General features: G+C 71.7%; 21 protein-coding genes and 1 pseudogene. 12 read left to right on the forward strand and 10 right to left on the reverse strand.

From position 1 onward, the window contains the following. Positions 1–18 precede the first annotated feature (18 nt). Positions 19–1,566: a class I adenylate-forming enzyme family protein gene (locus KPL60_RS08100; RefSeq protein ID WP_226365423.1), complete on the reverse strand. Its 1,548-nt coding sequence runs from the start codon at positions 1,564–1,566 to the stop codon at positions 19–21. A 362-nt stretch (positions 1,567–1,928) separates the two neighbouring features. Here KPL60_RS08100 and KPL60_RS08105 point away from each other — a divergent pair, with 362 nt between their 5' ends. Continuing rightward, complete coding sequence (locus KPL60_RS08105; RefSeq protein ID WP_226365424.1) at positions 1,929–2,546, forward strand: TetR/AcrR family transcriptional regulator; 618 nt, start codon at positions 1,929–1,931, stop codon at positions 2,544–2,546. Beyond that, a complete protein-coding gene (locus tag KPL60_RS08115) occupies positions 2,543–3,133 on the forward strand; it encodes a TetR/AcrR family transcriptional regulator (protein WP_308016697.1) in 591 nt (196 codons plus the stop codon). Before KPL60_RS08105 ends, KPL60_RS08115 begins: the two co-directional genes overlap by 4 nt. 77 nt (positions 3,134–3,210) lie before the next feature. On the opposite strand, the gene KPL60_RS08120 is transcribed toward KPL60_RS08115, so the two are convergent. Further along, entirely contained in the window at positions 3,211–3,669 is a 459-nt protein-coding gene (locus KPL60_RS08120; protein ID WP_226365425.1) for an Lrp/AsnC family transcriptional regulator, read from the reverse strand. A 111-nt stretch (positions 3,670–3,780) separates the two neighbouring features. On the opposite strand from KPL60_RS08120, the gene KPL60_RS08125 reads away from it, so the two are divergent. The 8 genes from KPL60_RS08125 to KPL60_RS08160 all read left to right on the forward strand — a co-directional run bounded on the left by KPL60_RS08125 (position 3,781) and on the right by KPL60_RS08160 (position 14,495). Further along, positions 3,781–5,187, forward strand: a complete 1,407-nt coding sequence (locus KPL60_RS08125; protein ID WP_226365426.1) for a pyridoxal-dependent decarboxylase — start codon at positions 3,781–3,783, stop codon at positions 5,185–5,187. A 57-nt stretch (positions 5,188–5,244) separates the two neighbouring features. Continuing rightward, complete coding sequence (locus KPL60_RS08130; RefSeq protein WP_226365427.1) at positions 5,245–6,006, forward strand: Crp/Fnr family transcriptional regulator; 762 nt, start codon at positions 5,245–5,247, stop codon at positions 6,004–6,006. Positions 6,007–6,113: 107 nt separating this feature from the next. Then, positions 6,114–8,180: a hypothetical protein gene (locus KPL60_RS08135; RefSeq protein ID WP_226365428.1), complete on the forward strand. Its 2,067-nt coding sequence runs from the start codon at positions 6,114–6,116 to the stop codon at positions 8,178–8,180. Next, the gene (locus tag KPL60_RS08140) at positions 8,141–9,700 is read left to right on the forward strand and encodes a DUF6537 domain-containing protein (protein ID WP_226365429.1); all 1,560 of its coding nucleotides are present in this window, start codon (positions 8,141–8,143) and stop codon (positions 9,698–9,700) included. Before KPL60_RS08135 ends, KPL60_RS08140 begins: the two co-directional genes overlap by 40 nt. Position 9,701: 1 nt before the next feature. After that, a complete protein-coding gene (locus KPL60_RS08145; RefSeq protein ID WP_226365430.1) occupies positions 9,702–11,051 on the forward strand; it encodes an enoyl-CoA hydratase/isomerase family protein in 1,350 nt (449 codons plus the stop codon). Between the two features lie 56 nt (positions 11,052–11,107). Continuing rightward, positions 11,108–11,479 (forward strand): hotdog domain-containing protein, encoded by a 372-nt coding sequence (locus KPL60_RS08150; RefSeq protein ID WP_226365431.1) that lies wholly within the window; start codon positions 11,108–11,110, stop codon positions 11,477–11,479. Next, positions 11,476–13,158 (forward strand): AMP-binding protein, encoded by a 1,683-nt coding sequence (locus tag KPL60_RS08155; RefSeq protein ID WP_226365432.1) that lies wholly within the window; start codon positions 11,476–11,478, stop codon positions 13,156–13,158. Before KPL60_RS08150 ends, KPL60_RS08155 begins: the two co-directional genes overlap by 4 nt. Continuing rightward, positions 13,155–14,495: an MFS transporter gene (locus tag KPL60_RS08160; protein WP_226365433.1), complete on the forward strand. Its 1,341-nt coding sequence runs from the start codon at positions 13,155–13,157 to the stop codon at positions 14,493–14,495. Before KPL60_RS08155 ends, KPL60_RS08160 begins: the two co-directional genes overlap by 4 nt. A 225-nt stretch (positions 14,496–14,720) precedes the next feature. Here KPL60_RS08160 and KPL60_RS08165 read toward each other — a convergent pair whose 3' ends face one another. Together KPL60_RS08165 and KPL60_RS35070 are read right to left on the reverse strand one after the other, a co-directional pair. Next, positions 14,721–15,164: a hypothetical protein gene (locus KPL60_RS08165; protein WP_226366084.1), complete on the reverse strand. Its 444-nt coding sequence runs from the start codon at positions 15,162–15,164 to the stop codon at positions 14,721–14,723. Between the two features lie 97 nt (positions 15,165–15,261). Next, a pseudogene (locus tag KPL60_RS35070) lies at positions 15,262–15,546 on the reverse strand (helix-turn-helix transcriptional regulator); the annotation flags it as partial. Positions 15,547–15,778: 232 nt separating this feature from the next. Between KPL60_RS35070 and KPL60_RS08175 the strand changes: the two are divergent. Further along, complete coding sequence (locus KPL60_RS08175) at positions 15,779–16,003, forward strand: hypothetical protein (protein ID WP_226349876.1); 225 nt, start codon at positions 15,779–15,781, stop codon at positions 16,001–16,003. A gap of 528 nt (positions 16,004–16,531) precedes the next feature. On the opposite strand, the gene KPL60_RS08180 is transcribed toward KPL60_RS08175, so the two are convergent. The 3 genes from KPL60_RS08180 to KPL60_RS08190 form a co-directional block, all read right to left on the reverse strand. Next, positions 16,532–16,996, reverse strand: coding sequence for an STAS domain-containing protein (locus tag KPL60_RS08180; RefSeq protein WP_226365434.1), 465 nt, complete (start codon positions 16,994–16,996; stop codon positions 16,532–16,534). A gap of 198 nt (positions 16,997–17,194) precedes the next feature. Further along, positions 17,195–17,806, reverse strand: a complete 612-nt coding sequence (locus KPL60_RS08185) for a flavodoxin family protein (RefSeq protein WP_226365435.1) — start codon at positions 17,804–17,806, stop codon at positions 17,195–17,197. A gap of 104 nt (positions 17,807–17,910) precedes the next feature. After that, entirely contained in the window at positions 17,911–18,492 is a 582-nt protein-coding gene (locus KPL60_RS08190; RefSeq protein ID WP_226365436.1) for a universal stress protein, read from the reverse strand. 260 nt (positions 18,493–18,752) lie between these two features. Between KPL60_RS08190 and KPL60_RS08195 the strand changes: the two genes are divergently transcribed. Then, positions 18,753–19,769, forward strand: a complete 1,017-nt coding sequence (locus tag KPL60_RS08195) for an NAD-dependent formate dehydrogenase (RefSeq protein ID WP_226365437.1) — start codon at positions 18,753–18,755, stop codon at positions 19,767–19,769. Between the two features lie 82 nt (positions 19,770–19,851). Here KPL60_RS08195 and KPL60_RS08200 read toward each other — a convergent pair whose 3' ends face one another. The 3 genes from KPL60_RS08200 to KPL60_RS08210 all read right to left on the reverse strand — a co-directional run bounded on the left by KPL60_RS08200 (position 19,852) and on the right by KPL60_RS08210 (position 22,676). Then, complete coding sequence (locus tag KPL60_RS08200; protein ID WP_226365438.1) at positions 19,852–20,700, reverse strand: GAF and ANTAR domain-containing protein; 849 nt, start codon at positions 20,698–20,700, stop codon at positions 19,852–19,854. Between the two features lie 834 nt (positions 20,701–21,534). Further along, complete coding sequence (locus KPL60_RS08205; RefSeq protein WP_226365439.1) at positions 21,535–21,969, reverse strand: hypothetical protein; 435 nt, start codon at positions 21,967–21,969, stop codon at positions 21,535–21,537. Positions 21,970–21,986: 17 nt separating this feature from the next. After that, a complete protein-coding gene (locus KPL60_RS08210; protein ID WP_226365440.1) occupies positions 21,987–22,676 on the reverse strand; it encodes a hypothetical protein in 690 nt (229 codons plus the stop codon). Positions 22,677–22,729 lie beyond the last annotated feature (53 nt).

The following is a 22,729-nucleotide window of genomic DNA, read 5'->3' on the forward strand; positions in this document are numbered from 1 at the left end:
CGGGTCACCGCGACGGACTCAGCCGCCGAGCTGCTGCCGGAGCTGGAAGCGCAGGATCTTGCCCGATCCGGTGCGCGGGATGGTGCTGCACTCGATCAGCCGGTCGGGCACCTTGAACGCCGAGAGCCGTGCACGCGCGGAGGCCAGCACCGACGCGTGGTCGAGCGGCCCCGGGCCGGCGGGGACCACGAACGCGACCGGCACCTCGCCGAGATGCCGGTGCTCCATCCCGACGACCGCGACGTCGCGCACCCCCGCGGCGGCCGCCAGCGCCTCCTCCACCTCGGCCGGGTAGATGTTCTCCCCGCCCCGGATGATCAGCTCCTTGGTCCGGCCGCTGATCCTCAGGTAGCCGTGGGCGTCGCGCCGGCCCAGGTCACCGGTGCGGTACCAGCCGTCGACGAGCACGGCGGCGGTCGCCTCCGGAAGACCGTGGTAGCCGGGGGTGACGTTCGGCCCCCGGACCCACAGCTCGCCCTCCTCCTCCGGCCCGACGTCCGCGGCCGTGGCCGGGTCGACGAGCCGGACGGTCAGCCCCGGCAGCGGCAGGCCGCACGACCCCATGACGCGACTGCCGGTCGGCCAGTTCATCGTGACCATGGTCGAGGTCTCGGTGATCCCGTAGCCGTCGAGCAGCGGGACCCCGAACGCGGCCTCGAACCGCTCGGTGACCGAGGCCTGAAGGATCGCGCCGGCGGACACGCAGAGCCGCAGCGCCGGGGCGTCGATCCCCCGGTCGCCGACCCGGTCGAGCAGGTAGTGGAACATCGTCGGGACGCCCGGGAACACGGTCACGTCACCCTCCGGTCCCCCGGAGAACCGGGCGGCGACGTCGGACACCGAGAAACGCGGCAGGATCCGCTCGCTCGCACCGACGGCGAACACCCCGAGCACGCACAGCACGAGTGCGTAGGAGTGGAACAGCGGCAGCGCGCTCAGCACCACGTCGTCGGGGCCGAGGCCGGCGATCGGCGCCCAGCAGGCGGCGACCACCCAGAAGCATCCGCGCTGGGTGAGGTACACGCCCTTGGGCCGGCCGGTGGTGCCCGAGGTGTAGAGCATCCAGGCGACGTCGTCGAGTCCCAGGCAGTCCCGGGGCGGCTGCGCGGCGTCGGCACCCACGAGGTCCGCGTAGGCGAGCTCGCCGGCAGCGGGCACCCCGCCGACCACGATCACCGCGAGGAGGTCCGCCCCGGCGGCCAGCTGGCGGACGACCGGCAGGTGTTCCGGGTCGGTGACGACGATCCGTGCACCGCTGTCGGACAGGATGTGCGCGACCTCCGCGGGGGCGGCCTGCGGGTTCGCGCAGACGGCGACGGCGCCGGTGCGCGGGACCGCGAGGTAGGACTCCGCGACCTCGACCCGGTTGTCGAGGTGGAGCAGGACGCGGTCGCCGGGTTCGATCCCGAGCTGCTGGAGATGACCGGCCAGCCGGGCGGTCGTGCGGGCCAGTGCGCCGTAGGTGACCGTGCGGTCGTCGTCGGCGAAGGCGACCCGCTCGGGCCGGGCCGCCTCGTGGACCGCCATCAGCTCCGCCACGGTGGCGATGTACTCGGTTCGCAGCATCGACGCACTCCTTCCTTCCCGGTCGTGTCCCGGGCAGCGGGCGCGCAGGGGCCGCGCCGCAGGGCGCGGGTCCCTCCGGCACCGGGGCCGGTCCGGGAGCCCGCCCCTGCCGACGGACACGAGGCCCGTCGAGATGACGACCGACAGCTCGACTAGCTAACGCTCATAAGTCTGTGGACGTCACCGTAGACTCCCTGCTGCGGGCGGGCAATCCCCTGCACCGCCGGGCACGATCCCGCCGGAGTGGCCACACGTCCCGACGACGTGGATGGAGCGCGCGGGCCCGCGAAACTAGCCGGCGTTAGCATGAACGGCGGGACCCCGGCCGACCGGCGGCATCCGACAGATCCGAGGTGGTGGACATGGCGCCGGCCGATGTGCGTCGCAACGGGCCGCGGACCGAGCGGACGGCGGTCACCACCGAGTCCGTCCTCGACGCGGCGCTGACCCTGTTCGCCGAGCGCGGCTACCACGGCACCGCCGTCAGCCAGGTCGCCGCCGCGCTCGGGGTACGCACGCCGAGCCTGTACAACCACATGTCGTCCAAACAGGAACTGCTGGAGACCCTCGTGGGACGCACCCTCGACGACGTGCACTCCGAGTTCGACGAGGCCGTGCGCGGTCTCGACACCCCCGCCGACCAGCTGCGCGCCGCGGTCCGCGTCTACGCCCGCCGCCACGCCACCCACCGTCGCGAGGCCCTCGTGGTCAACCGGGACACCACGAGCCTGCCCGAACCGGCGCTGAGCCGGATGCGCCGGCGGCGCCGCGACCACGAGACCGCGGTCCGCGCCGTCATCTCCCGCGGCGTCGAGGACGGGTCGTTCTCGGTCGGCAACGCCGGACTGGCGTCCTTCGCGATCCTGGAGATGAGCGTCAGCATCGCCCGCTGGTTCCGGGAGGACGGCCCCCGGACCGCCGAGCAGGTCGCCGACGAGTACGCGGAGTTCGCACTGCGGGTCGTGAGGTACCGCCCGTGACGGCCGCGCGGGAGAGCGCGAGCAACGCGGCCGTCGTCGACGCGGCGCTGACCCTGTTCGCCGAGCGCGGCTACCACGGCACCGCACTGAGCCAGATCGCCGAGGTCCTCGAGGTCCGCACCCCGAGCCTCTACAACCACATGCGGTCCAAGCACGAGCTCCTGGAGACGATCGTCGGGGACACCGTCCGCGGCGTGCTCGACGACTTCCGGCGCGCCACCGAGGGACGGGACGATCCGCTGGACCGGCTGCACCACGCCGTCCTGGCGTACTCCCGCCGGCACGCGACGCACCGCCGGGAGGCGATCGTGGTCAACCGGGACACCTCGAGCCTCGACGAGCCCGCGCGCTCGGCCATGCAGGACCTGCGCCGCGAGCACGAGCACGCGCTCCGTTCGATCATCGCCGACGGGATGGCGACCGGGCAGTTCTCGGTCGACTCCCCCGCGCTCGCCTCGTTCGCCATCCGCGAGATGTGCGTCAGCATCGCCCGCTGGTACACCGACGACGGCCCGATCACGCCCGACCAGGTCGCGCGGGAGTACACCGAGTTCGCCCTGAGCATCGTCGGGGCACGGTCGGGCTGAGACCGCCCGGGGCGATCCGCATCGGCCCCGGGCGCCCGTCGGTGGTGTGGGCGGATGCCCGCACCGGCGGCGCGCGCTCAGCCGAGCGGGGAGTGCCCCGGGGACCGCTTGACCACCTTCATGATGATCTGCGACGTGGTCGTCGCGACGCCGGGCAGCGCGGTCAGGCGTTCCATGTAGAGCTGCTCGTAGGCCTCGAACCCGCTGATCGCGACGTCGAGCAGGTAGTCCGGGTTCCCGAACATGCGCCGGCAGCCCACGATCTCGTCCACCTCCCCCACGGCCGCCTCGAAGGCCTCGACGGTGTCGCGTCGCTGATCGGCCATGTCGACGTGGATCAGCAGGCGGAGGCCGCGACCGAGCGCCGCCTGGTTCACCGCCGCGTGGTACCCGGTGACGACACCGGCGTCCTCCAGGGCCCGGACCCGCCGCAGGCACGGCGACGGGGACAGCCCGACCCGCTGGGCGAGTTCCGCGTTGGAGATCCGGCCGTCCGCGACGAGCTGATCGAGAATTGCGCGATCGATCCGATCCATGGCAGATGATGCTATCCGCGCGGAGCGTCAGGGCAGAAGTTGGCACCCGTCACCACGATGGCGGGCATAACATCGACTCCCGGAAACACCGAGCCGCACCGGGGAGTGACGATGAGCCTGATTCTCGACGACACCGAGCGCCGCCGGGCGAACGAGCTGCTCGCCCGGTTCCTGGACGGGTACGAGCAGAACCTGGACGACACGCCGATCGTCCCCGAGATCGACCGGGACACCCTGCGGGAGCTGATGCACGAGGGATTCCCGGCGACCGGTACCGGCGTGGAGGGCTTCTTCCGCGACCTCGACGAGCGCATCGTCCCCAACTCGACCGCCGTCTCGCACCCGCGGTTCCTCGCCTACGTCCTCGGGCCGCCCACCGGGATCGCCGCCTACGCCGAGGCGGTCGCGGCCACCCTGAACCAGAACTGCAACTTCTGGCAGCTCTCCCCCGCGGCCAGCGTGATCGAGCGGACCGTGATCGGCTGGCTGGCGAGCCGGTTCGGACTCGACCCGGAGCACGCGGGCGGGATCCTCACCGGCGGGGGCTCGATCGCCACGCTCAACGCCCTGACCGTCGCACTCCACGACCGCCGGCCGGACTTCCGGGCGACGGGACTGCAGTCCGGACGCGCACCCCTGGTGCTCTACACCTCCGCCGAGGCGCACCGGTGCGTCGACAAGGCCGCGGGGATCCTCGGCATCGGGCTGGACCACGTGCGGCACATCCCGACCGACGACCGCCTGCGGATGCGCGTCGACCTGCTGGCCGAGGCCGTGCAGGCGGACCGCGCGGCCGGCCTCGAACCGTTCTGCGTCGTCGCCACCGCCGGGACGGTGACCACCGGCTCGGTCGACCCGCTCGGTGAGATCGCCGATCTCGCCGAGGCGGAGGACCTGTGGCTGCACGTCGACGGGGCGTACGGCGCGCTGTTCGTCCTCGCCGAGCCGGTCGCGGAGATGTTCCGCGATATCCGGCGCGCCGACTCCGTCGCCCTGGACCCCCACAAGCTGCTCTTCGCCCCGCTGGAGGCGGGCTGCCTGCTCGTGCGGGACGCGGCGACGCTGCGCGCGGCCTACGCCTACTCCTCGTCGTACCTCACCGTCGCCGAGGACCCGTTGATGCACGACTACATGGACCACGGCCCGCAGCTGTCCCGTAGCTTCAAGGCGCTCAAGATCTGGGCGGCGCTGCGGACGTTCGGCACCGACGCGTTCGGGTCGGCGCTGACCGGGATGCTGGAGCTCGCCGCGCACCTGGGCGAGCGGGTCACCGCCGAGCCGGGGCTGGAGCTGATGGCGCCGGTGACCCTGACCGCCGTCTGCATCCGCCTCCCGGGGCTGTCGGGGCCGGAGCACACCGCACTGCTGGCCCGGCTCGCCGACGAGGGCACGGCCCTGCTGGGCCCCGCCGTCGTCGACGGTGCGGACGGGATCCGGGTCTGCATCACCAACCACCGCACGACCCGGGCCGACATCGACGCGATCGTCGACCGCCTCGCCGAGCTCTCGCGCGCCTGAGCCCGGCCCGCCGCCGGGGGCGCGCGAGGGTCGCCCTGACTAATGAGCGCTAGTACGATGGCCGCGTCCGTCGACGACGCCGGGGGCCCCATGTCACAGCACCGTGATCCGCACGTCCTCGTCGGAGCGGCGCGGCCCGCGGCCGTGTCGACCACCTCGCCGTTCCTGCTGACCGAGGAGCCCTCGATCGCCCAGCAGATCGCCTCGCTGGGCGAGGCACGTCGCTTCCGGGCCGGCGAGTTCGTCTATCGGCAGGGCACCCTGTCCGACTACTTCTACCAGGTGATCGAGGGCCGGCTGCGGATCTACCTCACCCGCGCCGACGGATCCGAACGCGTGCTGTCCTACGCCGAACCGGGCGCCGGGATCGGGGAGTCGACGTGCTTCGACGGACTCCCCCGGTACGCCTCCTGCGTGGCCACCGTCGACAGCCGTCTGGTGGCCGTGAGCCGCAGCGCGGTGCTCGAGGCGGGCCGGCGCGAGCCGGAGGTCCTGATGGAGATCACGCGGCGGATCTCGCGGAAGGCCCGGCTCTTCGCGATGCACATCGCCGCCGACGGCCTCCCGGCCCGCGGCCGGGTCGCCCTCATCCTCGATCACCTGGTCGAGGCCTACGGGGTGCGCTGCACCGAGGGCGTCCGGCTGCGCACCCGGTACTCCCTCGACGAGCTCGCGCTGATCCTCGGCGTCACCCGGGTGACCCTGAGCCGGGAGCTCGCCCGCCTGATCGGCGAGGGGCTCGTCCTGCGCCGGGGCCGGGAGATCGTCGTCCCCGACCTGTCCGCACTGCGCGCGGTCGCCGGCGGCTACCGCCCCTGACACCGGTCCGGCCGGAAATCCCGTCGATCGGTATCACGCGTTACCGATCGGACCGGCCGGAGTCGTCAGTCTTCGCTCGTCCCCACCGACGACGACGTGGAGCACTCATGACGACAGTCGATGCCGGCCGCATCGGGACGCCGCTCCCGGCGGGCACCGTCTCGCTGAGCGACCGGTTCCGGCTCGAGAGCGGCAGGACCTTCCTCACCGGGGTCCAGGCGCTCGTCCGCGCACCGCTGGACCAGGCACGCCGCGACCGGCGTGCGGGCCTGCGCACCGGTGGGTTCATCACCGGGTTCCCCGGCTCACCGCTCGGCGGCTACGACCTCGCGCTGCAGCAGAACCGCGAGCTGCTCGACGAGCACCACATCGTGCACCGGATGGGCCAGAACGAGGAGCTCGCCGCCGCGGCCCTGATGGGCACCCAGCTGCTGGAGCGCTACCCGCACAGCCGCTACGACGGCGTCACCGGATTCTGGTACGGCAAGGGCCCGGGGCTCGACCGCGCCGGCGACTCGCTGCGGCACGGCAACTTCGCCGGGACCACGCGGCACGGGGCGGTGGTCGTGCTCTCCGGCGAGGACCACGAGGCGAAGAGCTCGTCGCTGCCCTACGAGCAGGAGTACGCCTTCGCCCACGCCGGGATCCCGGTGCTCTACCCCTCCTCGGTCGAGGAGTTCCTGAGCTACTCGGCGCACGCCGTGGGCATGTCCCGCTACTCGGGCTGCTGGGTCGCGATGAAGCTGATCGGCCAGCTCTGCGACGGCGGTCAGACGGTCGACCTCACCCCGGACGGGCCCGCGATCGTCACCCCCGAGTTCGAGATCGACGGGCGGCCCTTCCGCAAGTGGCAGGACCACGCGTTCTTCCCCGGCTCGGTCGTGGAGACCGAACGGCACGTCTTCACCGAGCGCCATCCGGCGGCCACGGCCTACGCCCGGGCCAACGGGCTCGACCGGATCCCGGTGCGCGGCGAGCACGACACCCTCGGGCTGCTGACCGCGGGCAAGAGCTACGCCGACACCCTGCAGGCGTTGCGCGATCTCGGCATCGGCACCGACGACCTGCGGGCGGCGGGTGTCCGGCTGATCAAGATCGGTGCGATCTATCCGCTGGACTCCGCCTTCGTCCGCGAGGCCACCCGGGGGCTCGACGAGGTCGTCGTCGTGGAGGAGAAGCGCCCGATCCTGGAGGACGCGGTCAAGGTCGCCCTCTGCAACACGGCCGCGGCGCCGCGGGTGCACGGCAAGCGCGATCTGGACGGCCGGGTGCGCTTCGCCGAGTACGGCAGCCTCGACGCCGATGCCGTCGCCGTGGGGCTCGCCCCGCTGCTGCGCCCCCGCCTGCGCGAGCAGATCGTGCTCGACCGGCGCACCGAGGAGCTCACCGCGGTGCGGGAGCGCGACTACTCCTCGACCTCGAAGCGCTCGCCGAACTACTGCTCGGGCTGCCCGCACAACGTCTCCACGGTCGTGGGCGAGGGCCGGGTGGCCTGGGGCGCACCGGGCTGCCACATCTTCGCGGCGGTCATGGAACAGCCCGAACGCCGGATCGACGCCACCTTCCCGCTCGGTGGCGAGGGCGTCGGATGGATCGGGCTCAGCCCGTTCACCGACCTCAAGCACGTGATCCAGAACCAGGGCGACGGCAGCCTGTTCCACTCCAGCTACCTGAGCATCCGCTGGTCGATCGCCGCGGGCGTGTCGATGACCTACCGGATCCTCTACAACGGCGCGGTCGCCAACACCGGCGCCCAGGAGCCGATCGGCCGGTCCGAGGTCCCCAAGCTGGCCCACCTGCTCGCCCTGGAAGGCGTCACGAAGATCGGCATCGTGGCCGAGGACCCGGCCGTCTACCGCCGGGCGGACCTGCCCGCCATCGCCTCGGTGCACACCGCCGGTGAGGTGCAGGACGTGCTCGCCGAGCTCGAGCGGACCGACGGCGTCACGATCTTCCTCTACGACGGTGAGTGCGCGAACGAGCGCCGCCGTCGCCGGAAGCGGGGCACCGCGCCCAAGGCGACCACCTTCGTGATGATCAACGAGGACGTCTGCGAGAACTGCGGCGACTGCGGCGAGGTCACCAACTGCATGTCGCTGCACAAGAGCGAACCGAGTTCGGGCCGAAGACCACCGTGCACCAGTCGTCCTGCAACCAGGACCACTCGTGCCTGAAGGGCGACTGCCCGTCGTTCCTCACCGTGCACAGCGAGGAGGGCTTCGCGACCCCGGCCTACGCCCCCCTCGGGGCCGACGCGGTGCCCGAGCCGGACCGTCCGCCGCTGGACCGGCCCTATCACGTCTTCGTGCCGGGCGTCGGTGGCACCGGCGTGCTCACCCTGAACTCGATGCTGGCCTGGGCCGCGCTCGTGGACGGGGCCGAGGCGGTCAGCTACGACCAGACCGGGGCCGCGCAGAAGTGGGGCGCCGTGCTGAGCAGCCTGGTGCTGAGCCCGCGCGGGGAGCGGAGCGACTCGAACAAGGTCGGCGTCGGCCGTGCGGACCTCTACCTGGCCGTCGACGCGATGGCCGCGGCGGATCCGGTCAACCTGGACCGCTGCTCACCGGAGCACACCGCGGCACTGGTCAACTCGGGGCTGCTGCCCAGCGGCGAGATGATCCGCAACAGCCGGCTCGACGTGCCGGTCGACCCGATGGTCGACACGATCTCCCGGTTCGCCGCCCGGACCGTCGCCGTGGACGCCCGTGCCGTCGCCGAGACCGTGTTCGGCGACTACATGGCCACGAACATGGTGGCCGTCGGCGCCGCCTACCAGGCGGGGCTGCTCCCGATCTCGTCGGAGGCGATCGAGGAGGCGATCCGGCTCAACGGCACGGCCCGGGAACAGAACCGGCAGGCGTTCCGCTACGGGCGGCTCGCCGTGGCCGACCCGGCCCGGGTCGCCGCGCTGGTCTCCCCGCCGCCCCGCGACGCCGAGCAGGAACGTGCGCACGCCCGCGACCGGCTGCCCGCGCGTGACCGCGGTGCTTACGACGCGCTCGTCGCCAGGGTCGCGGACCTGGCCGAGGAGGACCGGCGGCTGCTGGCGGTGCGGATCGGCGAGCTCATCGCCTACCAGGACACCGCGTACGCCGGCCGCTACGTCGACGTGGTGTGCGACGTCGCGCGACGCGAACGGGAGCGCACGGGCGGACCCGCCGGCCTGCCGATCACCCGCGAGGTGATCCGCAACCTGCACACGCTGATGGCCTACAAGGACGAGTACGAGGTCGCCCGCCTGTACCTGCGGGCGAGCCGGGAGCAGCGGGCGTCGGGCCGCTTCGCCGGACCGGTGCGGATCTCCTACCACCTGCATCCGCCGGTGCTGCGCGCGATGGGCATGACGAACAAGATCGCGCTGCCGGCCCGGGTGGCCGATCCGGTGTTCGCCGTGCTGAGCCGGCTCAAGCGGGTGCGCGGCACCGCGTGGGACCCCTTCGGCCGCGACCGGGTCCGCGTCGAGGAGCGCAGCCTCGTCGGCTGGTACACCGACCTCGTCCGGACCGCGATGGACGCGCTGAAGCTGCAGAACAAGGCCGCCGTCCTGGACATCGCCCGGCTGCCGGAGGGCATCCGCGGCTACGAGGACATCAAGCTGCGCTCGGCCGCCGAGGCCCGCGAACGTGCTGAGGTCCTGCGCGGCCGGCTGCACAACACCCTGTCCCTTCCCCTGCTGACACAGACGGAGCGCTGACATGGCCGACACCCCAGCCAGCCCGATCCAGCTGACCCGAGACCTCGACAAGGACACCGCCCTGGTCTCCGAGCTGTTCGCCGACCTCGACGGCGAGCTGGCCGGCCTCCCCGCCCGGCCGGAGCGCACCGCGGCGCAGCAGGCGGCCGCGTCGGCGATCCTCGACCGGGGCCGCGCCGCCCGCGAGGACTACCTCGCGGTGCACGTCGCCGCCCTGTACGACACCCTCACCGACGGACGCACCCGGACACTGCGCGTCGCCGAGCTGGCCTACGCCGCGGCCGATCTCGTCCCCGGCCTGGTGCCCACCCGGGAACGGATCGCCGAGGAGCGGACGCACCCGCAGAAGGACAAGGAGGGCTGGGAGCACGACCAGGGCATCCTGATCTCCCACGTCCTCGACGACCCGGTCACCGGCCACCACCTCATGCACGCGATGGCGCAGCCGCTGCCGGAGGCACTCGAGCTGCTCGACGAGCTGCGCCGCACCGACCGCGTGGACCTGGGCACCAGCCTGGTGGAACGCCGCGGCAACGTCGGGCACCTGACGATCCAGCACCACAAGTACCTCAACGCCGAGGACGACGAGTCCACCCGCGCCATGGAGATCGCGACCGACCTGATCCTGCTCGACGACCGGATCGACATCGGCGTGCTCCGCGGGGCCGAGTCCCGGCACCCGAAGTACCTGGGACGGCGGGTGTTCGACGCCGGGGTCAACCTCACCCGGCTCTACCACGGCGAGGTCTCGCTGATCGAGTTCTTCATCGAGCGCGAGCTGGGCCTGATCACCAAGTGGTTCCGGGGGCACTCGCTGGGCGACGGCCGGGTGTCGGTCGTCGAACGCCAGCACGAGAAGCCGTGGATCGCCGCCGTCGACACCTTCGCGATCGGAGGCGGCTGCCAGTTCCTGCTGGTCATGGACCGGGTCGTCGCCCGCTCCGGCGCGTACGTGAACCTGCCGGCGCGCCGCGAGGGGTTCCTGCCCGGCTGCGGCAACATGCGCCTGCCGCGCTTCGTCGGCGAGAAGGTCGCCCGCCAGGGCATCTTCTTCAACCGCGACATCTACGTCGACTCCCCCGAGGGCCGCCAGATCGTCGACGACCTGGTGGTCGACGAGGAGGGCATGCAGGCGGCCATCGCGAACGCCGTGGACGCGTTGACGGCCACCGGACACGTGGGCGTCAACGCCAACCGCACCCAGATCCGGGTCGCCGCCGAGCCGCTGGAGACCTTCCGGCACTACATGGCGAACCTGGCCATCGGCCAGGCGCGGTGCATGTACTCCCCCGCCATCATCCGCAACCTGGAGGCGGCGTGGGACCCGAAGCGCCGGGGCGGGGTGAAGTGATGCCGCCGGACGGCCCCGCGCCCGCCGATCTCCCGCCTGGCTCCGTCGAGCACCGGGTGACGGTGGCGGACTGCGTCGCGCGCGCCGGTCACCACGTCCTCGGGACCCCGTCGGTGGTGCGGCTGCTCGAGGAGGCGGCGTCGGCCGCCGTCGCCCCGTTGCTGGGGCCCGGCCAGGACTCGGTCGGGTCCACCGTGGACATCGTGCACCTGCGCCCGACCGTGCTCGGGCAGCTGGTGACGGCGACGGCCGTCGTCGTCGAGATCGACCGCAGGCGGATCACGACGACCGTCGAGGCGTTCGACGACGTCGAGCGGATCGCGCACGGCCGGCACGACCGCTTCGTCGTCGACGACGCGTCGTTCGGCACCCGCCTCGACCAGAAGGCGGCCCGGGCCGGCGACGCACCCGGGAGGGTGCCGCGATGACCTCCCCGTCCTACGCGCGCGGATCCACCCGGCGGCCGCTGCTCGACGAGACCATCGGGCAGAACCTGCGCCGCACGGTCGAGCGTTGCGGCGACCGCACCGCCCTGGTGGACGTCGAGCTCGGGACCCGCGCGTCCTACGCCGAGCTGTGGGCGAGCTCCGGCCGTGTCGCGGGCGGGCTGCTGGCCCGCGGCATCGGCCACGGCGACCGGGTCGGGGTGTGGGCGGCGAACCGCCACGAGTGGGTCGTCCTGCAGTACGCGGCGGCGCGCATCGGCGCGGTACTCGTCGCGCTGAACCCGACCTACGAGCGGGCCGAGCTCGGCCAGGCGCTGCGGCACTCGGGCACCCGGTTGCTCTTCCACGCCGCGCGGTACCGCGGGACCGACTGCGCCGAGCTGGTCGCCGACGTCGCGACGACCTGCCCCGAGCTGCAGGGTGCGGTGACCTTCGAGCGGGACTGGGCCGAGTTCGACGCCGCGGAGCCCACCGGGGTCGCGGAGGCCGAGCGGCGGGTCGATCCCGGCGACCCGGTGGCGATCCAGTTCACCTCGGGCACGACCGGCCGGCCCAAGGGCGCCACCCTGACCCACCACAACCTGCTCAACAACGGCCACCTCGTCGGTGCGCAGGCCGGGTTCTCCGAGCAGGACCGGATCTGTGTGCCGGTACCGCTGTTCCACTGTTTCGGGATGGTGCTCGGCACGCTGGGTGCTGGCTCGCACGGTGCGACGCTGGTCCTGCCCGGGGGGCCCTTCGACGCCCGGCGGACCCTGCGGAGCATCGTCGCCGAGCGGTGCACGGCCGTCTACGGCGTGCCGACCATGTTCCGCGCGCTGCTCGAACACCCGGACCTGGCCGGCTCGGACGTCGGCTCGCTGCGTGGCGGGCTGATCGGGGGCGCACCGTGCCCGCCGGAGCTGCTGGCCTCGATCCGCGACCGGCTGCACGTCCCGCGGCTGTCCACCGTGTGCGGCATGACCGAGACCTCGCCGATCTCCACCCAGACGCTGCCCGAGGACCCGCCAGACGTGCGGGACCACACCGTCGGACGGCCGACCCCGCACGTCGAGGTCACGATCGTCGACCCCGCCACCGGCCGGGTCGTGCCCGTCGGGACACCCGGCGAGCAGTACACCCGCGGCTACGGCGTCATGCGCGGCTACTGGGCGGACGACGCGGCGACCGCCGAGGCGATCGATCCGGCGGGCTGGATGCGCACCGGCGACCTGGCCGTCATGGACGAGCGGGGGGTCGTGACCGTGGTGGGACGGATCAAGGACGTCATCATCCGCGGCGGGGAGAACATCCACCCCGGCGAGATCGAGGAGGTACTGCGCGGCCATCCGGGGGTCAGCGACGCCCAGGTGATCGGCGTCCCGCACGACTACTACGGGGAGCAGGCCATGGCCTGGGTCCGGCCGAACCCCGGCTCCGAACCCGCCGTATCCGAGCTCGTCGAGTTCTGCACGGGCCGCATCAGCCGGTCCAAGATCCCGGCGCTGTGGCGCCTGACCGACTCCTTCCCCACCACCGCGAGCGGAAAGATCCAGAAGTTCCGCATGCGCCGGATCGCGATCGACGAGCTCGGCTCCGGAGAGCAGCTCGCGACCGTCCCGGCCCACGCCGACCACGGTGACCTCCACGCGGTGACGATCCCTACGGAGCCCAGACCATGACCTCCACCGGCGCGACGCAGCGCAACCCGATGAGCCGTGTCGCCTTCGCGAGCATGACCGGCACCGTGATCGAGTTCTACGACTTCTTCATCTACGGCACCGCCGCGGCGCTGGTGTTCAACAAGGTCTTCTTCCCCGAGCTGGGGGCGGCCGAGGGAACCCTGCTGGCACTGGCCACCTTCGGCGTCGCGTTCGTCGCCCGACCGTTCGGGTCGGTCCTGTTCGGACACTTCGGCGACCGGATCGGTCGCAAGCGCACCCTGGTCACGACGTTGCTGCTCATGGGGGCGTCGACCGTCGCGATCGGGCTGCTGCCCTCGACCGGCGCGATCGGCGCCCTCGCACCGATCCTGCTGGTGGTCCTGCGGATCCTGCAGGGCCTCGCGGTCGGCGGCGAGTGGGCGGGGGCGACGCTGCTCACCGCGGAGAACGCCCCCAAGGCCCAGCGCGGGAAGTACGCGCTGTACCCCCAGCTGGGGCCGTCGGTCGCGTTCTCCCTCGCCAGCGCCACCTTCCTGGTCACCGCACTGACCATGTCGGACGAGGCGTTCCTCGCCTGGGGCTGGCGTCTGCCCTTCATCGGGAGCGCCCTGCTGATCGGGGTGGGACTGTTCGTCCGGCTCCGGATCGAGGAGTCGGACGCGTTCGAGGCGACGAAGGCGTCCGGCTCGGTGGCGAAGCTGCCGGTCCTCGAGGCGGTCACCCGCCAGCCGCGTGAGGTGTTCCTCGGCGCGTTCGTCACGACGACCGTCTTCGCGTTCTTCTACATCGGCGTGACCTACCTGACCACGTACGGGACCGCGGTGCTGGAGCACCCGCGGACGACGGTGCTCGCACTGGGCATCATCGGCGGTGCCGTCTTCGCCGTCACCACGATCATCGGTGCGGTGGCCTCGGACCGGCGAGGGCGCAGGCGACTCGTGCTCACCGGGAACCTCGCCTCCGTGGTCGTCGGGCTGATCGCCTTCCCCGTTCTCGACATCGGCACCGTCTGGTCGTTCGGGCTCGGGATGTGCCTGGTGCTCGGGGTGGTCGGATTCGCCTACGGGCCGGTCGGGGCGATGCTCCCCGAGCTGTTCAGCGCGCAGTACCGCTACACCGGAGCAGGACTGGCCTACAACCTCGCCGGGGTGCTGGGCGGCGCGGTGACACCGCTGGTCGCCACCGCGCTCGTCGCGTCCTACGGGAGCATGGCCATCGGCTTCTACCTGGCGTTCCTGGCCCTGGTCAGTGCGCTGTGCACGCTCGGCCTGCCCGACACCCGGCACGTCGAGATGGTCACCGCCACCTCCGGGGCCTCCGCCGGGGGTCGTCAGGGCACGGTGCCCGCGCCCTGACGAGGGGTCACGGGCGCCGGGCGCGTTCTCCGGCACGTCGACGACGACCGTCGACGTGCCGGGGTTCGATGGAGGGTTGCCATCGGTCCGGGGTGCAGGTTCGATGCCAAGCGCGAGTACGACATGGACTCGTTCGGCTCGTTTATCGACAAGCTCAACGGGCAAGACGGGTAGGACGGACCGCCAGCTCTCGCCGGATAACCTCGATAAGGGCAGTTTGGTGGTCTACTGCCGAATCGAGAGCAGCCTCCCAGGCAGGCGGCAGCTTTCCATGATCGACAGAACGACGAGCTTCATCCAGCTCGTTGGTCTTCGAGAAGAAGACCCCTGCCATCGAAGCAACAGACGGTTCACCGAGCGCTTGGGCCTGAATCTGGAGGGCAACGAAGTCAATGTAGGTCCGATCGAAGCTGCCAGTGCCCTCAGAAGCGGATTCGAGAAGCTCCATGGCTTTCTCAGCAGGTCCGCGTACAGAACGTGGACTCGCTCTACAAGGGCACGCTCGCGCTCATGCTCGATACGACGCTCGGCGTCGCGATCGGCCCGACGGTCCGCCGCACGCTGGGTCCACAGGACACCGACGAGCGTCAGGGTCGGAGTCAGGACCGTGACCCACAGGGGTGTGGTGGCGGAGGTGGCGGAGGTGGCGGCCTCGGCGGCGAGGATCATCCGGCGACCGTACTGATCTGGCGATCCGGTCTGGCACTGGTTGACTACGCCGTGTGTGGATGGCGACGGACGGGCCCTCAACCGCGCGGGCCAGGTCGTCGCCGTCCGAGGCGAACGCCGCGGCCAGCCGGGCCGTCGTCCGATCCGACGGACGCGCCCGCCTGTTCTCCAGGTCAGCGATCAGCCCGACCCCCACACCCGACAGCTCGGAGAGCCGGGCCTGGGTCCACCCGCGGCGGGCCCGCTCGGCGAACACGTGCGCGCCCAGGGTCCGGGCCAGCCGGGCCCGCTCCTCGCCGACGACAAGGCCTCGACGATCCACGCCCGCGCGGGAGGAACCCTCGGGGCGGCCCGGCGCAACGCGCGCGGGCTGTAGAGGCACTGCGGCGTCAGCGTGAACGGCACGACCGCGACCGGGCGCGATGGGGCGAGGCCTCTGCCGGTCACGACCTGGTGTTCGCCCGGGAGAACGGCGCGCCGCTGCGCCCGGAGTACGTACTGCGGAAGTTCCGGGCGCTCACCGACGCGGCGGGACTCCCCCGGGTGCGGGTGCATGAACTGCGGCACCTCGCGACGTCAATGATGATCGCGGGGGGGGAGTCCTCCTGCCGATCGTGAGCCAGACCCTGCGCTACAGCGCCGTCTCGATCACCTCGGACGTGTGCTCCTACCTGACCGCCGACGTAACCGGGGAGGCCGTGGACGCGATGCAGGACGCGCTCGACGCGGCCGAGGCCGAGGCGCGTGCTGCGGCGCGGGCCCGCGAGGCGTTCGGCGCACATACCGAATACCCCTCGCACACACAGGGCGCACACAACGGGGGTTCGATCATGGAATGACCCCGTAGGCGATCGCACCCGAAGATCACCGTTGTGAGTATCGAAGTACTGAGTATCCCCAGGCAGACAGCGAAAAGGGCGGCCCCTCCGACAGGAGAAACCGCCCCAGTTCGACCGTCGGGACGACAGGATTTGAACCTGCGACCCCTTGACCCCCAGGGTCATTCCCTGTTGGGCCCGACCTGCGAAACGCACATTCACGCAGGTCGATCGACGCAGTACTACGCAGTACTACGCATCAGATTCCACATTACAGCGGGGCGCTTGCTCCACGATTGCTCCAAACGATCAGTTAATGATCTTGTGTAACCAGGGTGTACCGACCGGAGACGTAATCGGACTTATGTGACCACACGATCTGGCCGGCCCCGACGGCGAGGACCTCCCATGGAGGGTAAGGAGCTGTCCGGTCCTGGCGACGACCAGGCTCCCGACGTTCCCGGACTCCTCGGTGACCACGGGAACGTTTCCGACGAGTCGTCCATCTCAGCCACCTTCTCGCGAACTCGAGGGAGTCTGCAGGCCCGATCAGGCGGGCAGGTCCGACACGGAAGCGCTGAGCGTGGAGAACACGACGAGATGCGCCTCCGTCGGAAGGATGCGTAGGACCCGCGCACAGGGCGCGGCCTCGTCCACGACGAGTGCAAGTTCTCCGTTGCCGCGGCGGGCCTGCTGGTGGGCGTCGAGCATGAGCCCCAGCCCCCTCACCGACAGGAAGCTCACGCGGTTCAACTCAAGCACGATGCGGGCGCCGGGAGATGCCGACAGCGCGTTGGACAAGATCTCTTCCAGGACGTCGCCGGTGGATATGTCGATCTCTCCGTGAAAGCTGATCACGGTGTATCCGCTACGAGTGCGAGCGACGGTGGCACCGAGCCGGACTGCTTCGACATCTCGTTGCGCGCTCGTCGGCATCCCAGCGGTGGGCCGTTCGAACCGCTTGCGGACGAACAGATCAACGGACTGATCGGAAGACGCAGGCACGGGAGTCATGGAACCTCCGAGGGGGACGGTGCGTGCTTCAGCAGATGTGAGTCGTGAGGCTCGGAGGTGAACAGGCACCCGCGGGCCGGACATGCCGACGCGGTCCTCGACCGGTGTCGCGCCGAGCACCCCACCGCCGAACTCACCGCCATGACGCTGCCGTAGGCGCGCCGAGAACGTGGAAGCCGGGGGCCGCCTACTCCCGGCTCAGCCGGCCGGGTACTGCTGGGCGGACAGGACCCGGGCCAGGTGGGCCGCGTTGCGTCCCACAGCCGCGATGGTGGCGGCCACGGCGTCGGGCGTTCCGTCGAGGTCCTTGTAGTCGCGCGGGTTCATCGCCTCGGAGTTCCAGTAGGTGGATCCGTTCGCGGGGATGGTCAGGCCCATGTCGTTCAGCGCCTGGAACACGTCAGCGACGATCTTGTGGGCGCCGTCCTCGTTGCCGACGACCACGACGACGGCGACCTTGCCGTACAGGGCCGGACGGCCCTCGTCATCGGTCTCGGACAGCTCGGCGTCGAGACGTTCGAGGATCCTCTGGGCGATGCTGGACGGGTGGCCCACCCAGGTCGGCGTCGCGAAGACCAGCACGTCGGCGTCGTGGATCCGTCGGCGGATCTGTGGCCACTCGTCGCCGGGCCCCATGTCGGCGGCGGTTCCGGGCAGCACCTGGTGGTCGGCGACCCGCACGGTCTCCCCTGCCACGCCCTCGTCGCGCAACGCGTCGAGCACCTGCTGCGCCATCACCTCGCTGCTCGACGGTTCGGATCCGGACTTGAGGCTGCACACCAGGGCGAGTGCGCTGAGGTCGTGTGTCATGCGGGTTCGGCTACCCGGGTGTGCCGGCGACATGCCCGCGTTGCCGGCTCGGTCGTCGTCACCACCGACACGCGGCATCGCTCACGAGTACTGCGTTCTCGACGTCACTCCCCTGCCCCGGGAACGACGACGACCGGCACCGACGCTGTCCGCAGGCACTCCACGACCGTCGACGCGGCAGCGGTGAGAGCGCCCGGGCGGGAGTTGCCGAGCACCAGCATCGCAGCCCCGGCCGAGTGCTCGGTGAGGACGGCGGCGGCTCGGCCGTGGCCGGTCAGCACCGGGACGTCGGCTCCGGCCTGCGCGGCGCGCACCGCGGCCCGGGCGTCGGCCAGGGCCCGTTCGGCGGTCTCGGACCGGCCTGCGGCCTGACGCGGGGAGGTCTGGACGGGGCTGTGCCACGCCGTCACACCGACCACCGGGACGCGGGCCGTGCCGCCGTGGGCGAGCGCCCAGCGCAGCGCGGCGCGCGAGGCCGCCGACCCGTCCACACCGACGACAACGGTGTCCGGCCCGATCTCGGTCCCGGCCGAGACGTCCGGGCCGCCCAGTACGACGGGTCCGGGATCTCGTCCCGCGCGCGCGGCCTGCTCGGCGGGATCCGGCCCGGGAGCGCGCGCGTCCGGATCCGAGGCGATCCGGTCGACGGGATCGTGCGGGTGCGGGTCCGGGCCTCCGCGACCCACAGGGCCGTCCGCGGCTTCCATGACGGACTCGTCCTTCGGGAAGTGATGCACCGAGCCTCCTGACCTGAGTTCCTCCGGACGGGCCGCTTACCCGGGCCGGGGCACGGCATGCCTTCCCCGTCGAGTTCCGGCCGGGCCGTAGCGGGCACGATCGGACCCCCTGCAGGGCCTACATGCAGGACCGGCCGCACGTCCGGTGATTGTCCGCGGCGGGCCCGGGTAGCCGCCGCGGGTACGCCACCCCTCGTGAGGAGGACCCCGTGAAGGTCGTCGCCGTCCTCTATCCGGACGACCACCCCGAGCACCACCCCGATGTCGTCGCGAGCGCAGCCCGCGGACTCGACCTCGCCGACCGCCTCTCCGCGGCCGGGCACGAGCTGGTGACCACCAGCGACACCGGTGAGCAGCTGGACCACGAGCTCGCCGACGCCGAGGTGCTGATCACCACCCCGTTCTGGCCGGTCTATCTCGACGACGACCGCATGGCGAAGGCGCACCATCTCTCGCTCGTCATCACCGCGGGCGTCGGCTCCGACCACATCGACGCCGACGCGGCCACCGCCCGCGGCATCAGCGTCACCGAGGTGACCGGCTCCAACGTCGTCAGCGTGGCCGAGCACAACGTGCTGCAGATCCTCGCGCTCGTACGCAACTTCGTGCCCGCCCACCGTCAGGTCGCCGAGGGCCGTTGGGACGTCGCCGACGCCACACAGGAGGCACACGACCTGGAGGGCAAGACCGTCGGCATTCTCGGGCTCGGCGCGATCGGCGCCCGGACGGCGCTGCGGCTCAAGGCCTTCGACGTGACGATCCTCTACTACGCGCGGCACCGGCGGAGCCCGGCCGAGGAGGCGACCCTCGGGGCCCGCTACGCCCGGCTCGACGAGCTGGTGCGCACTTCCGACGTGATCTGCGCCGCGACACCGCTGACGTCCGACACCGGTGCGCTCTTCGACGCCGACCGGCTCGCGACGATGAAACCCGGCTCGTGGCTGGTCAACACCGCCCGCGGGGCCATCGCCGACGCCGACGCCGTCCGCGAGGCCTGCGAGTCCGGACAGCTGGGGGGTTACGCCGGCGACACCTGGTACCCCCAGCCCGCGCCGGCCGACCACCCCTGGCGGGACATGCCGCGCCACGCCCTGACCGTCCACTACTCCGGCATGACGGTGGAGGCGCAGGCCCGCATCGCGGACGGGGTGCGCGAGGTCCTCGACGCACACCTGGCCGGGGAGCCCCTGCCCGACGACTACGTCGTCGCCGCACCGCAGGAGTGAACCCGCCCGGTGCCCTTCCACACCGCGGGAAGGGCACCGGGTGCGTCGAGGAACGAGTCAGGGCCGCGAGCCGTGCGTGGTCTCACGCCGGGTCGACGGTCCCGGCTGCTCGTTCAGCGGCGTAGCCGGTCTCGGCATCGGTGATCACCCAGTTCGCGACATCGGCGAGCTTGAGGTTCGTGCTCTGCGAGGACTCGATCAGCATCGTGAACGCCTCGCCGTCGGAGATGCGGAAACGTTCCATCAACACGCCCTTGGCCCTGCCGATGGCTTCACGGTTGATCAGAGCACGTGTCAGCTCGGTCGCCCGCCGCGCCCCGGCGAGCGCGACCGCGGCCTGGTCGGCGAACAGCGCCCCGAGCAACCGCTCGTGCTCGGTGAAGCCGCCCGGCTCACGGCCCCACAGGTTGAGCGCGCCCGCTGAGCGACCGGCGGACAGTTGGAAGGACAGAACCGCGGCGAAGCCCGCCCTGCGGACGTGCGGGACCAGCCGCGGCCACGGGACGACGCCCTCGCCCAGGTCGGGTACGTCGGTGACACCGTCGCCGACGCTGCGCAGGGCGTCGATGCAGGGACCTTCACCCAGTGACGCCTGCAACTCGTCGACACCGGCCACCCGATCGTCGGAGGGGGCGTGTGTGGTGATGGCTCCGTGGCGGTCGATCATCGTCACGCTCGCGCCCGCAGCCGACGGAATCATGTCCAGGGCGCTCGCGACGACGGTATGCAGCATCGCCGTGCTGTGCGGCGAGTCGACCCGGGTGTCGACGAGCCGACGAGCGGACGTGGCCAACGCCGCCCGCAGTGACTCACCCAGCTCCGCCACGACACCTGCGTCGGTCGAGCGCGCAGCGGATCCGCTGACGGAGCGGCCGACATCGAGGTCGCGAACCGTCTCGGCCGCGGAGGCGGATGGGTCGTCGGAGTTCATCCGGTCGGACCTCACTCCTGTCAGCTGGTCGGCGCTCAGCGCGACGCGAGGTGTGGACCGGTGCTGAGCAGTCAGACGGGTCATCGGGCAGCACGACGGTAGCGGCCCTACGGCGATGTGCCCAGCGGCACCGAACCGCTCGGAGCTGACGACCGGTTCGCGGTCGCCTGTCATGAACTTCCTCGCCGGGAGCGGGACCGATCGTCGAGTTGCGGTCGGCCCGGCGGCAGTCTGTCGCCGACACCGGGTGCACACGGTGAGGCGGCCGAAGCGATCGTCAGAGATCGGACGGGGGTGTCCGGTGTCTCGGAGCGGGCACAGGAGGACCGTCCACCTGCCGTTCGGAGTCTTCCCCGTTCACCGTGAGCAGCGCCCGCAACATCGACACTTGAACGTACGAGATCGGCGGTGTCGGCTCGCGGCGGTGTGCGCGGAGATGGCGCTCGAGCCGGGTGCGCACCACCGTCGACTACGACGGCATCTCCACCGACGGCTTCCGCCACCTCGACACCCCACCACGACCTGCAGCGCGCCGATCCGACCCGCGCGGACACCGTCGAGGCCATCGCGATCCGGTGGGGCTTGCGAACGCGGGCGCTTCGCCGCCGCCTACCGTGCGACCTTCGGTACGTCGCCGGGCCATACGTTGCGGCGTTGACCCCGGCCCCCGGCCCCCGGCACCGCCGAGTCCGATCGACGCTCCGGAGCAGCCCACCCGCCGCGAGCGCCCGGCACGTGCGTCGGAGCCGGACTCCGCGCGAGTACTCCCCCGGCGTCGTGAGTCCGGACCCGACCCAGCGTCCGGGCGGCAGTTCCTGGCGCCCGGACGTCCAGCTATGTCGAGTCCGCAGCGCGGCCGCGCTGCCGCTCCAGCTCCCGTCTGCCGTAGGTCGCGTTCCGGACGGCCTCCTCGCTCTCGAGACTGGACCCGAGCGCCCCGGCGACGATGCCGACCGAGCTCGCCAACCAGACCAGTTTCAGATAGGTACCGATCGAGATGGGCCGCTGCAGCTGTGCCGAGAAGTAGCCGGGGTCGATGAGCGCGAGGGCGGCGAGTAGCCCGGCCAGGTAGAGCAGTACGTACATGCACGTGACCCCGATGATCATCGTGATCGCCGTGGCCGCGTTGTACAGCACCGCCTCGGCCCGTGCGTCCTGGTCAGGCGGCCGATCCCACAGATGGTTGTAGGTGATCAGCCAGGTCGCCATGGCGATGATCGCCACCACCGAGATGAGCAGCAGCCGCAGCGGCGACAGCGAGGTGGCCATCGTCCAGAACGTCGTGGTCACGATGGCGTAGGCGCCGGTGGCGGCGCCGCCGCGGTGGCCGTGGACAGGTACGGGACCAGGCGCCACGGGCGATTGTCGCGCACCATGCCGGCGAGCAGCCGCAACCTGCCGCGTAGACCGACCAGTGCGAGGTGCGCGCCGGTGTCGTCCTCGCCCTCGACGTGGCGCAACGGGCTCCACCGCGGGATGTCCACAGGTCGTCGTCCACGGGCGTGGCGCGCGTGTCCGCTCAGCGCGTGTACGAGATGGACGACGGCCCGCTGCGCCCGCCGACGGACACCGACTGCCCCGAGCCCGGGCAGGGAGACCAGCCCGCTGGGCGCGCGGTCGCTCACAACGGTGGCGACGGGCCGCGTTCCCAGACGCCGGGGAAGGTCGGTCACCACGATCACGACGTCCCACTCCTGGCGCGCGCGCTGCTCCCGCGCGAGCGACTCCAGCGGCACCCGGCCCTGCTCGTCGAGCGGGACCTCGCAGGTGTCGGCGCTCACCACCCATTCGATCGTCTCGTCGACCTGCTCGGCGAGCACCGCGGACAGATCGGGCACCAACGACCGGGCGAGGTCTGTCGGTGCGCCGGGATCGGCCAGCAGCCCGACCCGGACCCGCCGCCCGCGCTGCGGCTCGTCGCGGGCGGATCCGCCGTTCTCCCGGCCGGGAGACCGTTCACCCACTCGACCGTCCATGGCGCCCCTCCTCGACCGATCGTGTCGCCGTACCCGTGCCGGACGCGCCCGTA

The sequence above is a fragment of the Pseudonocardia sp. ICBG162 genome (genome assembly GCF_020496225.1).
In the GTDB taxonomy this organism is placed as follows: domain Bacteria; phylum Actinomycetota; class Actinomycetes; order Mycobacteriales; family Pseudonocardiaceae; genus Pseudonocardia; species Pseudonocardia alni.

Excerpts from the sequence above, each read along its gene's own strand:
- KPL60_RS08100 (WP_226365423.1), bottom strand. The coding sequence starts at position 1,566 with ATGCTGCGAACCGAGTACATCGCCACCGTGGCGGAGCTGATGGCGGTC.
- KPL60_RS08105 (WP_226365424.1), top strand. The coding sequence starts at position 1,929 with ATGGCGCCGGCCGATGTGCGTCGCAACGGGCCGCGGACCGAGCGGACG.
- KPL60_RS08120 (WP_226365425.1), bottom strand. The coding sequence starts at position 3,669 with ATGGATCGGATCGATCGCGCAATTCTCGATCAGCTCGTCGCGGACGGC.
- KPL60_RS08125 (WP_226365426.1), top strand. The coding sequence starts at position 3,781 with ATGAGCCTGATTCTCGACGACACCGAGCGCCGCCGGGCGAACGAGCTG.
- KPL60_RS08130 (WP_226365427.1), top strand. The coding sequence starts at position 5,245 with ATGGCCGCGTCCGTCGACGACGCCGGGGGCCCCATGTCACAGCACCGT.
- KPL60_RS08135 (WP_226365428.1), top strand. The coding sequence starts at position 6,114 with ATGACGACAGTCGATGCCGGCCGCATCGGGACGCCGCTCCCGGCGGGC.
- KPL60_RS08145 (WP_226365430.1), top strand. The coding sequence starts at position 9,702 with ATGGCCGACACCCCAGCCAGCCCGATCCAGCTGACCCGAGACCTCGAC.
- KPL60_RS08155 (WP_226365432.1), top strand. The coding sequence starts at position 11,476 with ATGACCTCCCCGTCCTACGCGCGCGGATCCACCCGGCGGCCGCTGCTC.
- KPL60_RS08160 (WP_226365433.1), top strand. The coding sequence starts at position 13,155 with ATGACCTCCACCGGCGCGACGCAGCGCAACCCGATGAGCCGTGTCGCC.
- KPL60_RS08165 (WP_226366084.1), bottom strand. The coding sequence starts at position 15,164 with ATGATCCTCGCCGCCGAGGCCGCCACCTCCGCCACCTCCGCCACCACA.
- KPL60_RS08180 (WP_226365434.1), bottom strand. The coding sequence starts at position 16,996 with ATGACTCCCGTGCCTGCGTCTTCCGATCAGTCCGTTGATCTGTTCGTC.
- KPL60_RS08185 (WP_226365435.1), bottom strand. The coding sequence starts at position 17,806 with ATGACACACGACCTCAGCGCACTCGCCCTGGTGTGCAGCCTCAAGTCC.
- KPL60_RS08200 (WP_226365438.1), bottom strand. The coding sequence starts at position 20,700 with ATGAACTCCGACGACCCATCCGCCTCCGCGGCCGAGACGGTTCGCGAC.
- KPL60_RS08205 (WP_226365439.1), bottom strand. The coding sequence starts at position 21,969 with ATGGCCACCTCGCTGTCGCCGCTGCGGCTGCTGCTCATCTCGGTGGTG.
- KPL60_RS08210 (WP_226365440.1), bottom strand. The coding sequence starts at position 22,676 with ATGGACGGTCGAGTGGGTGAACGGTCTCCCGGCCGGGAGAACGGCGGA.